Source organism: Rufibacter aurantiacus (assembly GCF_017916345.1).
Classification (GTDB): domain Bacteria; phylum Bacteroidota; class Bacteroidia; order Cytophagales; family Hymenobacteraceae; genus Nibribacter; species Nibribacter roseolus.
The window spans coordinates 1,237,621-1,251,533 of the sequence record NZ_JAFMSV010000002.1; the positions used below are offsets into that span (position 1 = coordinate 1,237,621).

Genomic DNA, 13,913 nt, shown 5'->3' on the forward strand with positions numbered 1-13,913 from the left:
GGCTTTACTTCAAAGATCAATAACCGGGGTTCTGATTCAGATTGGGATTAAGGTCCAGCTCCAGCTGAGGGATAGGCAAGAACTCATCCTGCCCAGGCGTGAAGGAGTTGAAGGCTGGGTCTCTCTGTTTGGTAGTTGGTGAGGTGAGGTCTCCCCATCTTACCAGATCATGCCACCGCTGCCCTTCACCAGACAACTCTAGAAGCCGCTCATGCTTGATTTGCTCCAGGAACTGCTCTTTCGTGAGGTTAGGCTTCACGTCTGACAGTCTTGCCAAACCTGCTCTCTGGCGCACTCGGTCTACGTACTGATAAGCCTTGGCCGTGTTGCCGGTCTCGTTCAGCACCTCGGCATACATGAGCAACACATCTGCGTAGCGGATGTAGCGCCAGTTGTTAGGTGAGTTGTATTCCTCGGTGTTTTTCCAGTTGTCATTGAGGAACTTGCGGAACCATACCCGGTCATTGTTGGCACCGTAGCGTTGCGCGAAAGTCTGGCCGTACACCATGGTAAAGGCCGGACCTCTTTCATCTGTGTAGTCAAAGAGGAACGAGGCTGCCAAACGCGGATCACGGGCACCGGTGGTGGTTCTTTCATTGAACTCATCCACTACCCATCTGCGGGCCTCCACGTCTGACCAACCCACGCCCGGAGGAGACATAAACTTCGCCAAAGACTGGCCATAGTTCAGGTTATCGGCCCGCGGGTCTGTGTCATCGTCATGGTTTTCTGCGGGGTTAAGGGCAAACTGCCACTCAAACACAGACTCTTTGTTGTTCTCAGAGGTAACCAGGAAGTTGTCGCGGTAGTTAGGCATGAGGTCATAGATATTTCTGCCCTCATCTTCTACCAACCATTTCAGCGGAGCCACGGCTTCTGCGTACTTATGCTGCTGCATGTACACCTTGGCCAGCAACGCGTAAGCAGCTCCTTTGGTAGCCCGGCCCAGGTCGGCAGAGCCGTAGGTGGCGGGCAGTACTGCGGCTGCATCTGTCAGATCCCGCTCTATTTGGGCAAACACCTCTGCCTGGGTTGCAGTGGGCGGCAAGTCACCCACCACAGACACCTTGGTGATCAATGGAACGTTGCCGTAGATGGTAGCCAGGTGGAAGTAGAACATCCCCCGCAGGAATTTGGCCTCGCCAATGTAGCGCTGCTTCAGGGTCTCATCCATCTCAATATTGGGCACATTGTTAATCACCTGGTTTGCCCGATTCACGCCAATGTAACTATCCCGCCAAAGTGGCCCGTAGGTATCGCCCAGGTTGTAATCCGTTACCAGGAACTGGTCAAAGTTGTTCACCAGGTGCGAGGCCGGGCTAAGGCTTCTGCCTTCATCTGACCTGCCTATGTAGTACCAGGGCAGGAAGCGGGACATGCCCCGGTGCAGGGTACTGTAGGTGGCGTTCACGCCCAGCAGAGCATCGTTAGGTGTTTTCCAATAAGCTTCCACGGCCAGTTGGTTCGGATTCTCTATATCTAAATCCTTATCGCAACTGAACATGGCCAAGCCAGCTGCCATCAATGAATATGTTAGAAACTTTTTCATATGCCTTTCTATTTACACTTAATTAAAACCCGGCCTGAATACCCACAGAGATAACCCTTGGCGATGGCCAGTGTCCATTATCCAACCCTCTTTCCCGGATACCACCAGTCACGTCAGGATCAAGCCCTGAATAGTTGGTGATGGTAAACAGGTTCTGACCGCTCACAAAAAGGCGGGCGTTTGAGATTCTGGCTCTGGTGAGCAGACTTGCCGGCAACTCATAACCCAACTCAACATTTCTGAAACGCAGGTAAGAAGCTTCTTCTAACCAGCGGTCGCTTTCTGCCCGATTGTTGGAGATGATTCCCTGGTCATCTGTCTCCAACCCTATTCTTGGATCACTGGTATTGGTGTTGGTTGGTGACCAAGGGCTCAGGTCTGAGCGGAAGTTGGTGTTCTGGTAGATATCCAGCGCTCTTCTCACATCATTGTAGATGGTGTAGTCAAACACCCCCACCAACTGCACGTTCAGGCTGAACTGCTTGTAAGAAGCGTTGAACTGCCCGCCGGCTTGCAGAGAAGGCCATGGAGAACCCGCAAAGTCTCTGTCGTCGTTATTAATTTGCCCGTCACCGTTCTTATCAATGAATCTAATGTCACCTGGCTTGGCATAAGGCTGGATCACGGTACCTTCGGCACTTACGTGGCGGTTGATTTCGTCCTGGTTTTGGAAAATCCCATCGGTTCTGATCACGTACCACTCCCCAACCGGACGGCCTACCGCTGAGCGGGCATTACCGGTCTGGATAAAGGAAACCCCTTGGCCTACTTCCTCTACTTTGTTTTTGATGGTAGTGGCGTTGGCAGAAACATCCCATCTGAAGTCACTAGTGGTGCTGCTTCTGTAAGTGGCGGCAATCTCAAAACCTTTGTTTCTGATAGAAGCGGTGTTGATGAACGGGTTGCCTTGCAGGTTACCCAGGTAGCCAGGTACGTCCAGGTCCAGAATAGCGTCTCTTGACAATGAGTTATAGACGTTGAACTCCAAAGAGACCCTGTTGTTGAGGAAGCTGGCGTCTATACCAAGGTTCTGCTGCACCCTTTCTTCCCAGTGCAGGTCTGGGTTAGCCAGACGGGCGGCGTAAGCCCCGATGTAAGGCGTCTGGTCTGTCCCGAAGATAGCCCGGGGGCTGTTGTTGATGTAAGCGGTGTAAGGCCAGGAACCCAGGTTTGGCACCACAATCCCCAGTTTACCGTAAGACGCGTTCAGTTTCAGGTCAGACACCCAGGGAGCGTTGAAGAAGTTCTCTTCGCTTATTCTCCAGCTAGCAGCCACTGACGGGAAGAAACCTCTTCTGTAGTTCGCCCCGAAACGGGAATCCTCATCTACCCGGCCGGTTAAGGTAAGCAGGTAGCGGTCTTTGAATGAGTAGTTCACCCGGCCCAGATAACCAAAGATCTTGTAGTCATCACCCAGACCGCCGCCGGCAGAGGCCGTTCCTGTGGCCGCGCCAATGGTAGTATAATACTGACCGTTGGCATACAGCAGGTTGGTTCTGCCGCCGGCTGTATACTGTCTCTCTGCCTGTTGCTGGCTAATCCCTACCACCCCGTTGATGGAGTGATCCCCGAAGGTTTTGTTGAAATTGAGGGTGTGCTCAAACAGCGTGCTGAGGTATCTTGATCTGTCTTCAGTGATCTCACTTGGGTAAGAAGTGGCGTTAAACTGGTACACCCCTGTTTTTCTGATGCGCTGCAAATGGTCAAAGCTCACCTCTAAACCCACGTTGAATTTATAGCTGAGCCAGTCTACCAGCTTCACGTCTATATAGGCGTTACCCACCAACTTGGCGAACTCTGTTCTGTAGTTGCGGTAATTGCGCACTGCCACCGGGTTAAAAGCATAGGTCACAGCGCTGGTAGAGCCAATGCCGTAACCGTCCGGGTTAGACGGGGTAATGTAGGATGGATCCCGCACCGGTATAACCGGCAGCATGATGGCCATGTCATAGATGGGGTTGCCTTCGCCCGGAGACTTTGCGATGGAGTTGGTCAGCACCATGTTCTCGCCAAAGGTAACCCGGCCTTTCTGGCTGCTGGTATTCACCCGTAAGCTACCTCTGTCAAAGGAAGTGGCTTTCACAAATCCTTCGTTTCTAAAATAGCTACCTGAGATAAGGTAGTTACTTGTAGCCGTACCGCCAGACAAAGAAACGTTGTAATCCTGCAGGCTTCCGTTCTGAAGGCTTTCATCCTGCCAGTCTGTGTTGATGGCTGGGTTGAAAGTACCCTCGGCCACACTTGGCAGCGGGGTTCTGTTTGAGTTCTGGTACTGCATGCGCTGCATGGCGGCAAACTCGCTCGCATTCATCACATCCCAGCGCTTAGGGATCTGCTGCACCCCGTATTTGGCGGAGAAGCTAACTTTTGCCGGCCCTTCTTTTCCTTGCTTGGTAGTGATGATCACCACGCCGTTGGCGGCACGCGCCCCGTAAATGGCCGCGGCAGAAGCATCTTTCAATACCTGGATAGAGGCGATGTCATTGTTGTTGATGGTAGTGTTCGCGTCGGCGATCATTCCGTCAATCACATACAGTGGGTCGGTGTTCAGGAAACTGGCGGTTCCCCTGATCTCAATTCTGGCGTTGGCGCCGGGCACCCCCTCGGTTCTTACCGTTACCCCGGGCGTTAAGCCCTGGATAGACTCTGCCACCGAGTTGGCGCTCACTCTGCTGGCGGCCTCTGGGCTTACCACCGAAACCGCGCCGGTCAGGTCACTTTTGCGCACGGTCTGGTAACCAATCACCACCACCTCATTGAGGGTCTGCTCATCTGGCTGCAGGGTAATGTTGATGGAAGACTGCCCTGCAATAGGTACTTCCTGCGAGGTGAAGCCAATATAGGAAACCACCAGGGTGCCGTTCTCCTGGCCGCTGGCCAGGGAGATTGTGAAATTACCGTTGGCATCTGTAGAGGCACCGTTGCTGGTTCCTTTCACCAATACCGTTACCCCGGCCAAACCTTCGCCCTGGGCACCAACCACTTTTCCGGAAACCGTTCTACCCTGCGCCTGCGCTTCATAGGCCAGGGAGTTAACCATCAGGCAGACCATCAGCATCAGGAGCCAGTGGCCTATTTTACACCTCCCCAGATGGTAGAGTCCATTGCCCAACGGCATTTCATTGCGTAACTTTTTTTTCATGTAAGAAGAGTTAAGAGTTGTAAAAGCGATCCACTTCAGATTTTAAGACCTATAAGATTCTTAAACAAACAGGTGAGCGGGCATCAATTAACGATTTCGCAAATTAACGTAATCGATTACGTCGCATATTTACAAATTGGCAATTTAATTTCCTAATCACACCCCTCTAACTCTCTCGTTTTCTTATAATATTTATTATTTATGGCTTATTTTTTAGAGAATAAAGACAAAATACAGGTGTTAAAATGACACTTTATTAAGATTATGTAAAATATAGAGTCAAAAACACCTATTTGCGAAATTCATAAATTTTAAGATATATTTACGTAATCGATTACGTAACATGAGCAGAACCACCATTCATGATATTGCGAAGGAACTGAACACAACAGCAGCGACGGTTTCCCGTGCCCTTAACGACCATCCTTCCATCAGTTCTGCCACCAAGGAGATTGTAAGAAAAGCGGCTCAGAAACTCAATTACCGGCAAAACCGCGCCGCGTCCTCCCTTCGCTCGGGCAAGACGTACGTGATTGGGGTGATCATTCCCAGTGCAGAAATCAGCTTCTTCGGGTCCGTTATCCACGGGATTGAGAAAGTGGCCAAAAGCCAGGGGTACAGCGTTCTGCTGTTCCAGACAAATGAGTCTTATGAGGATGAGGCGCAGGGGATACAGACCTTGCTGCAGTCTAACGTAGACGGCATCATTGCTTCCATTGCCAAAGAGACCACCCGGTACGACCATTTTCAGGAGGTGAAAAACCGCAAGATCCCGCTCATCCTGTTTGACCGCGCCATAGATGAACTGGATGTTCCGGCCGTGGTCATAGATGATTACAAGGGCGCCTACATGGCCACTGAGCACCTCATCCAGCAAGGTTACCAACGCATTGCCCACATCTCCGGCCCGCAGCATATCCAGATTTTCCATGAGCGGCTGCGCGGATACGTAGATGCGCTCAAAGCCCATAACTATAAAGTGGACGGCGACCTGATCACCTACGGGAAGGTCTCCATAGACTCGGGCCGCAAATGCACCGAGGCTTTGCTCAACCTGCCCAAAAGACCCGATGCCATTTTTGCGGTAGAGGATTTCACGGCCCTGGGCGCCCTGCAGGCCATCAAAGAAACCCCCTGGAGCAAGCCCGGCCAGATTGGCCTGGTAGGGTTTGCGAACGAGGCTTTCAGCGCCTACATTACCCCGGGCCTAACCACCGTTGACCAGCAAACCGCCCTCATGGGCCAGGAAGCGGCCAATATATTCATGAACCTGCGCCAGGAAGAGCCCGTCCTGGTGGACCTTCCGCAGAAAATAATCCTTGACCCGGTTTTGGTTGTACGCCAGTCTTCTCTGCGCAAAAAAAACAGCCGGCGCCGGACAGAATAGAAAAATCTTATATTGCGATTATATAAGATTATCATTAAAAAGATAACTTCACCAAACGGTATATCATTTTCAACTAACAAACAACTGATTCACTCTCCTCTTTATGGGCTTACAAACCATTGACTACATTGTCTTCCTAACCTACTTCTTTATTGTATCGGGGTACGGCTACTGGATTTACCGGCAGAAGAAAGCCGACCACATGGACTCCAAAGAGTACTTCCTGGCCGAGGGGTCGCTGACCTGGTGGGCCATTGGGGCTTCCCTTATCGCGTCCAACATCTCCGCCGAGCAGTTCATCGGGATGTCGGGCTCGGGTTTCGCTATGGGCCTTGCCATTTCCACGTATGAGTGGATGGCTGCCGCCACCCTTATTGTGGTAGCCGTGTTCTTCATCCCAATCTACCTGAAGAACAAGATCTACACCATGCCGCAGTTCCTCTCGCACCGGTACAACGATGCGGTGAGTACCATCATGGCGGCTTTCTGGCTTTTGGTGTATGTGTTTGTAAACCTTTCCTCTATTCTGTACCTGGGGGCACTGGCCATTGAGACCATTACGGGCATAGACTTCTATTACTGTATGTACGGCTGCGCCATCTTCGCTATTTTCATTACCCTGGGCGGTATGAAAGTGATTGGCTACACAGACGTAATCCAGGTGTTTGTACTGGTGTTGGGCGGTCTGGCCACCACGTACCTGGCCCTGGACCTGGTATCTCAGCAATTGGGCGGCTCCGGCGCCTGGGACGGCCTGGTGCACCTGCGCCAGCAAGCCGGCGACCACTTCAGCATGATCCTTTCTGAGAACGAGATCATGATCCCGAACGGCGAAGGCGGTACCCGCGATGCCTACATGGACTTACCCGGTCTTTCCGTACTCATTGGCGGTATGTGGATTGTGAACCTGAACTACTGGGGCTGTAACCAGTACATTACCCAGCGCGCCTTGGGTGCTGATTTGAAAACTGCCCGCAGTGGTCTCCTCTTCGCCGCTTTCCTGAAACTGATGATGCCTATTATTGTGGTATTGCCAGGTATTGCCGCTTACGTATTGCACAAGAACGGCATGTTCCAGGCCGAGATGGCGAACGAACTGGGCCACGTGAAGCCTGACCACGCTTATCCGGTGCTTCTGAACCTGTTGCCGGTTGGTCTGAAAGGTCTTTCTTTTGCGGCGTTAACCGCGGCTATTGTGGCCTCACTGGCTGGAAAAGCCAACAGTATCTCCACTATCTTCACCCTGGACATCTACCGCAAGTACTTTAACAAAAACGCCTCAGAAACAAGATTGGTGACCTTCGGGAAACTGACCGTGGTGGCGTCTTTCATCATTGCTATTGTGGTAGCCCCGGTACTGCGTAACCTGGACCAGGCGTTCCAGTACATCCAGGAATACACCGGCTTCATTTCTCCGGGTGTGTTTGCCATTTTTGCGCTGGGCTTCTTCTGGAAGCGTACCACTTCTCCGGCAGCCTTGACCGCGGCGGTATTGACCATTCCGTTGTCTACCTTCCTGAAATTCCAGTTCCCTGAGATTCCGTTCCTGGACCGGATGGGGATTGTATTCGTGGTCTGCGTGCTCCTGATGATCATCATCACCTTGCTTGATCCTAAGAGCAAGCACAACCCCAAAGGACTGGAGATTGATTCCTCTATGTTCAGGACTTCTACCTCGTTTGCCGTAGGCTCTATCATCATCTGTGGAATTCTGGCCGCCCTTTACATCATATTCTGGTAGAAGAAATCCATCAAAAGAAAGTTGTTTACGTTTACCTCTAAAGGCATAGCATTTCTAAGTGCTATGCCTTTAGGCTTAATACAGATATTATGGTTGAAGACATTGTTGCCAAATTCAAGAAACTATACAAATCGGAACCGGTAGTAGCCCGCTCCCCGGGCCGGGTAAATCTGATTGGAGAGCACACCGACTACAACGAGGGCTTCGTGCTGCCAGCCGCCATCAACAAGGAAATTTACTTCGCGCTGGCGCCTAACGGCACCCAGACCATGCGGGCGTACGCCTTTGACCTGGAAGAAAGCGGCGAGTTTGACCTGACCAACGTGCAGCGCACGGATATAGGCTGGGCCAACTACCTTTTGGGCGTGGTGGCGCAGCTGCAGAAGGCCAACTTCGAGGTAAAGGGCTTTGACCTGGTGTTTGGGGGCAACATTCCCATCGGGGCGGGGCTTTCTTCCTCAGCGGCGGTGGAGTGCGGCTTGGCCTACGCCCTCAACTACCTTTACGCGTACGGCATAGAGCGCTTTGACATGGTGAAGATGGCCCAGAAGGCCGAGCACGAGTACGCGCTGGTGATGTGCGGCATCATGGACCAGTTCGCCAGCATGTTCGGGAAGCACAACCACGTGGTGAAGCTGGACTGCCGTTCCCTGGAATACCAGTACTACCCCTTCAACATTGATGATTACCGCATTGTGCTCTGCGACACGCAGGTGAAGCACTCTCTAGCGTCTTCTGAGTACAACACCCGCCGCCAGGAGTGCGAGACCGGTGTGGCCCTGCTGCAGAAACTATACCCACAGGTACGCAGCCTGCGTGACGTGACCGAGCAGATGCTGGAACGCCACCAGGATGAATTTGACCCCATCGTCTACAAACGTTGCCGGTACGTGGTGCAGGAAAACCTGCGCGTGGAAGACGCCTGCGAGGACCTGGAGCGCGGCGACCTGGTGGCTTTCGGGCAGAAAATGTTCGCCTCGCACCAGGGCCTGCAACATGACTATGAAGTAAGCTGCCCCGAACTGGACTTCCTGGCCGACCGCGCCCGGGAATCTGACGCGGTGCTGGGTGCCCGTATGATGGGCGGTGGTTTTGGGGGCTGCACCATAAACCTGGTGAGACTGGATAATTTGGATGAGTTCACCCGCCAGATGACCGAGGCTTACCAACAACAGTACAACATCACGCTTAAGACTTACGTGGCCGAGATTGTGGACGGCAGCAGCCTGGTTCCGATTGATTTCTCCAAGCGCTAAGCCCCACGTTTCCCATTCCAATACAGAATAGACTATGAATTCATTCGATATCACCGAGCACTCGCACCGCCGCTTCAACCCCTTGCTGGGGGAGTGGGTGCTGGTCTCGCCGCACCGCTCCAAGCGCCCCTGGCAGGGCCAGCAGGAGTCTACCGAGCAGGACACCCGCCCGGAGTATGACCCCACCTGCTACCTCTGCCCGGGGAACGTGCGCGCGAACGGCGAGACCAACCCCCAGTACCCCTCCACCTTCGTCTTCACCAACGACTTCGCCGCCCTGCAGGCCGACAGCCCCTCCGGCACCTTCACTACAGGAGGCCTGTTGCAGGCCGAGAGCGAGCGGGGCATCTGCAAGGTCATCTGCTTCTCGCCCCGCCACGACCTGACCCTCTCGGATATGGAGACCACCGAGATCAAAAAAGTCGTGGACCTGTGGCAGGCGCAGTACCTGGAGCTGGGCGCCATGCCCGAGATCAGCTACGTGCAGATCTTCGAGAACAAGGGGAGCGTGATGGGCAGCAGCAACCCCCACCCGCACGGGCAGATCTGGGCGCAGAGCTCCGTGCCGGGAGACCCGGCGAAAGAGACGGTGCAGCAGGAGCGCTACTTTTCAGAGAACGGCCGCAGCCTCCTCTCTGACTATCTGGCCCTGGAGCTGGAGGAGAACACCCGCATCGTGGCGGAGAATGAGTTCTTCGTGGCGCTGGTGCCTTTCTGGGCGGTGTGGCCCTTCGAGACCATCGTCATCCCCAGAAGGCACTTCGCGCACTTGGGGGAGATCACCGAGGAAGAGAAGCTCGCCTACGCCGACATCATGAAGCGGCTCTCCTCAGTGTACGACCGGCTGTTCCAGACCTCCTTCCCCTACTCGGCGGGCCTCCACCAGGCGCCCACCGACGGCAGGGACTACCCGGGCTGGCACCTGCACATGCACTTCTACCCGCCGCTGCTGAGGTCCGCCTCCGTGAAGAAGTTCATGGTGGGCTACGAGCTCATGGCCGAGCCCCAGCGCGACATCACCCCCGAGAGCGCCGCCGAAAGACTCAGGGCCCTGCTGTAGGCTATTTTTAGGCTGTTTAAAAGAAATCAGCCCGAAAACATAAGACGAAGACCTCACAGGTTCCAAAAACCTGTGAGGTCTTTTCATTTAAAGAGAGGTAGTTGGCACAGACGCTCGCAGGTCCTCCGGACGCTACGAGGTCTTTTAGCTTGGTATAAGCATAATGGCTTCTTGGCGCAGGGTAGCACAAAGTCGTTTTTGGCTCATTTAAAAGAAAACAGGCCCAAAACGGTTTTTCACGCATCTGAATAGGCTACCGCCCGTACAATCCCCACCTATTCAGACTTACTCCTATGACGATATCTTTTTACGGGGCGGCCCAGACCGTGACCGGCAGCAAACACCTGGTTACTTTAGAGAATGGCAAACGCATTTTGCTGGATTGCGGCCTGACCCAGGGCATGGGCGACAAGACCGAGGAACGGAACCGCTCCTTTGACTTCGAGCCCGAGAACCTTACCTGCCTCATCCTCTCGCACGCCCATATTGACCACTCCGGATTGATTCCGCTGCTCGTGCGCGAGGGCTATACCGGTCCTATTTATGCCACGCCGCCCACCCTGGAACTCTGCAAGCTTCTGCTCATGGACAGCGCCCGTATTCAGGGCAGCAACGGAAACGGCAACACGACACCGCTCTATACTGAGGAAGACGCCGAGCAGGCCCTGCAGCAGTTCGTGACCGTGCCGTATGATGAACCTTACCAGATTGACGAGGACATTGAGCTGCTCTTCACTGATACCGGTCACGTGCTGGGCAGCGCCGCCATAAACCTCAGATTGCAGGACGATGGCAAAGAGCGCACCCTCTGCTTCAGCGGCGACATCGGGCGGTTTGCCAACCGGATTCTGAACCCGCCGCAGGCGTTTCCGCAGGCCGAGATCATCATCTGTGAGTCTACCTACGGCAACCGCGTGCATGATAGCCTGGAGAATACCGAGGAGCGCCTGCAGAAGATTGTGCAGGAGGTCTGCGTGGAGCGCCAGGGCAAACTACTCATCCCGGCCTTCAGCATAGGGCGTACGCAGGAACTCATTTACTCTCTGAACTACCTGGCCGAGGAAGGCCGCCTGCCCGATGTGAAAGTATTCGTAGATAGCCCGCTTTCAGTGTATGCCACCGACATCATGCGCGACAATCCGCAGTACTTCCGCGACACCATGCAGGAATACCTCAAAGAGGATCCAGACCCGTTCGGGTTTCCGCAGCTTACCTACATCACCGAGGTAGACGATTCCAAAGAGTTGAACAAGATTGACGAGCCGTGCGTGATCATCTCCTCCTCAGGCATGATGGAGGCCGGCCGCATCCAACATCACCTCAAAACCAACCTCTCTGACCCCAACAGTGCCGTGCTCATCACTGGTTACTGTGAGCCTTCCACGCTGGGCGGCAAACTGATGAACGGCGCCGAGAAAGTCTACATCATGGGCGATGAGGTGGAGGTGAAAGCCGAGATGATGATCATGAAGGAATACAGCGCCCACGCCGATTACGGTGACATCGCCAAGTTCCTGCACTGCCAGGACAAAGAGAAAATCCAGCGCATCTTTTTGGTGCATGGTGAGAAATCTGTGATGACCCAACTAAAGGAAGATCTATCGGAGCTGGGCTACGGGAACATTGAGATCCCAGAGTTCCGGTTATCATACGTGGTGTAATTCCTTTGCTTGTTATCATGTGGAAAAGCGTTTCGGGGCTGTTTTGCTTAAAACAGCCCCGAAACGCTTTTGTGCTATTGCACGTGCCTACGCTTCAACCCGCTGGCGCGAGCTTGCAGCTCGTGCCAGCACTCATTTCAGAAAACCTTTTGTTCCCTGCATTGCAAAACCTAGGTAATCTGATTCATTTCAAATGAAACTCCCCTTTCTTGTCATCTTGGAAAGATCTTGTGAGCGAACTAGAGAGGCTTTGAAGCAACATCGCTACTGTTGGCCCACAAGATCTTTCCAAGATGACAAAATAGAGCAGCTTGATACTTGCAACTCCTGTGGACACGAGTTGTAAACCCGCGCCAGCGGAATTCTCCGTACCAAAGGAGGCGCGATTCTAGCTTGTTTTCCTCAAAACAGATTTAAAACGAGAGGCACTCAATCTGTGACGATGCCATAATGCGGGTCTTCCAGAATATTCACGTCAATTACGGCACCGGCATTCTGGAGCAGTTGGCGGCAATCTGGGCTGAGATGGCGCAGGTGCAGTTTCTTGCCGGCTTTATGGTAGCGCTCGGTGAGTTTGTTCAAGGCCTCTATGCCAGACATATCCACTACCCGGCTGTCCTTGAAATCAATGATTACTTCCTGAGGGTCATTGGCCACGTCAAACTTCTCGGTGAATGCCGCCACCGATCCGAAGAACAGCGGACCGTATAGTTCATAGTGCTTCGTGCCGTCCTCATCCAAGTACTTTCTGGCCCTGATGCGCTTGGCGCTTTCCCAGGCAAACACCAGTGCCGAGATGATGACACCAATAAGCACGGCCAACGCCAGGTTGTGCAGCCAAATGGTGATACCCGCCACCAGGATCCCCACGAATACATCGGCCCGGGGCATTTTGTTAATAATCCGGAAGCTGGCCCATTCAAAAGTACCGATGGATACCATCACCATCACACCCACCAACGCCGCCATGGGTACCCGCTCAATAAACGGAGCCCCCACCAAGATAATGACCAAAATGGTAAGCGCCGCAACAATGCCCGCCAGCCGCGCCCTGGCTCCCGCCGAGAGGTTCACCAGCGTCTGCGCGATCATGGCACAACCGCCCATCCCGAAGAAAAAGCCGTTCAGAAAGTTTGCGCTGCCTTGCGCCACACACTCGCGGTTGCCGTTTCCGCGGGTGCCGGTGATCTCGTCCACCAGGTTCAAGGTCAGCAGACTCTCGGTAAGGCCTACGCCCGCCATGATAAGTGCATAAGGCAAAATGATCTGGAGGGTTTCCAGGGAAAGTGGAATCTGCGGAATATGGAACGGCGGCAAACCCCCACTCACCGAGGCGATATCTTTCACCAACCGGGTCTCAATGCCTAAGCCCATGACTACCCCAAACACCACCAGAATGGCCACCAATGACGGCGGCACGACTTTGGTTATCCTGGGCAGCAAGAGAATAATGGCAATGGTCAAAGCCACCAGTCCGGCCATGACGAACAAGGCATTCCCTGACAGCCAAGCCTCTTCCCCGCTCACCATCGTTTTGAACTGCGCCACCTGAGACATGACAATAATGACCGCCAAACCATTCACAAAGCCGTACATCACCGGCTGCGGCACCAACCGGATGAACTTGCCCAGTTTAAACACGCCCACCAGGATCTGCAGAACACCGGCTAAGGCCAGCGCCGCGAACACGTACTCCAGCCCGTGCGACTGCATCAAAGCAATAAGCACCACTGCGGTAGCCCCGGCTCCGCCTGAGATCATGCCCGGCCTGCCACCCAATACCGCTGTCACCAAGCCCATGATAAAGGCCGCGTACAAACCAACCAACGGCGGAAAGCCTGCCAGAATCGCAAAGGATAGCGACTCAGGGATCATGGTCATGGCTACCGTAAGCCCGGCTAAAATTTCTTTTCTGTAATTTACTTTCTGGCTGAAATCAAATAAGCGTAAGTAAAGCTTCATTCTGGAACTCTGGATGGGGGAAACTAGGGCGTGACTATGCTTGCACCTTGAGATAGATATGGTTTGTGATCGGCTTAGGATAATGGTAGCACCATATCTACTGCACTAATAGGAAAAACTTTCTTTCCATAAAAACATAGGAAGGAGCACTATAA

Annotated in this window: 8 protein-coding genes; 5 read left to right on the plus strand and 3 right to left on the minus strand. The window is 53.4% G+C overall.

The window, feature by feature from the left end; genetic code table 11:
- Positions 1-16 precede the first annotated feature (16 nt).
- Positions 17-1,549 carry a RagB/SusD family nutrient uptake outer membrane protein gene (locus J3P34_RS10205; RefSeq protein WP_210463197.1) on the minus strand — a complete coding sequence of 511 codons (1,533 nt, stop codon included), beginning with the start codon at positions 1,547-1,549 and terminating at the stop codon, positions 17-19.
- Between the two features lie 22 nt (positions 1,550-1,571).
- Positions 1,572-4,691, minus strand: a complete 3,120-nt coding sequence (locus J3P34_RS10210) for a SusC/RagA family TonB-linked outer membrane protein (RefSeq protein ID WP_210488346.1) — start codon at positions 4,689-4,691, stop codon at positions 1,572-1,574.
- 343 nt (positions 4,692-5,034) lie between these two features.
- Between J3P34_RS10210 and J3P34_RS10215 the strand changes: the two genes are divergently transcribed.
- The 5 genes from J3P34_RS10215 to J3P34_RS10235 all read left to right on the plus strand — a co-directional run bounded on the left by J3P34_RS10215 (position 5,035) and on the right by J3P34_RS10235 (position 11,796).
- Entirely contained in the window at positions 5,035-6,078 is a 1,044-nt protein-coding gene (locus tag J3P34_RS10215) for a LacI family DNA-binding transcriptional regulator (protein WP_210488348.1), read from the plus strand.
- Between the two features lie 103 nt (positions 6,079-6,181).
- Positions 6,182-7,819 (plus strand): sodium/sugar symporter, encoded by a 1,638-nt coding sequence (locus J3P34_RS10220; protein WP_210463194.1) that lies wholly within the window; start codon positions 6,182-6,184, stop codon positions 7,817-7,819.
- An 89-nt stretch (positions 7,820-7,908) separates the two neighbouring features.
- Entirely contained in the window at positions 7,909-9,075 is a 1,167-nt protein-coding gene (locus tag J3P34_RS10225) for a galactokinase (RefSeq protein WP_210488350.1), read from the plus strand.
- Positions 9,076-9,109: 34 nt separating this feature from the next.
- Positions 9,110-10,135, plus strand: a complete 1,026-nt coding sequence (locus J3P34_RS10230; protein WP_210488352.1) for a UDP-glucose--hexose-1-phosphate uridylyltransferase — start codon at positions 9,110-9,112, stop codon at positions 10,133-10,135.
- A gap of 293 nt (positions 10,136-10,428) precedes the next feature.
- Positions 10,429-11,796 carry an MBL fold metallo-hydrolase RNA specificity domain-containing protein gene (locus tag J3P34_RS10235; protein WP_210488354.1) on the plus strand — a complete coding sequence of 456 codons (1,368 nt, stop codon included), beginning with the start codon at positions 10,429-10,431 and terminating at the stop codon, positions 11,794-11,796.
- 429 nt (positions 11,797-12,225) lie between these two features.
- Here the strand turns inward: J3P34_RS10235 and J3P34_RS10240 are convergent, their stop codons facing one another.
- Positions 12,226-13,758, minus strand: coding sequence for a SulP family inorganic anion transporter (locus J3P34_RS10240; RefSeq protein ID WP_210488356.1), 1,533 nt, complete (start codon positions 13,756-13,758; stop codon positions 12,226-12,228).
- Between the last annotated feature and the right edge of the window lie 155 nt (positions 13,759-13,913).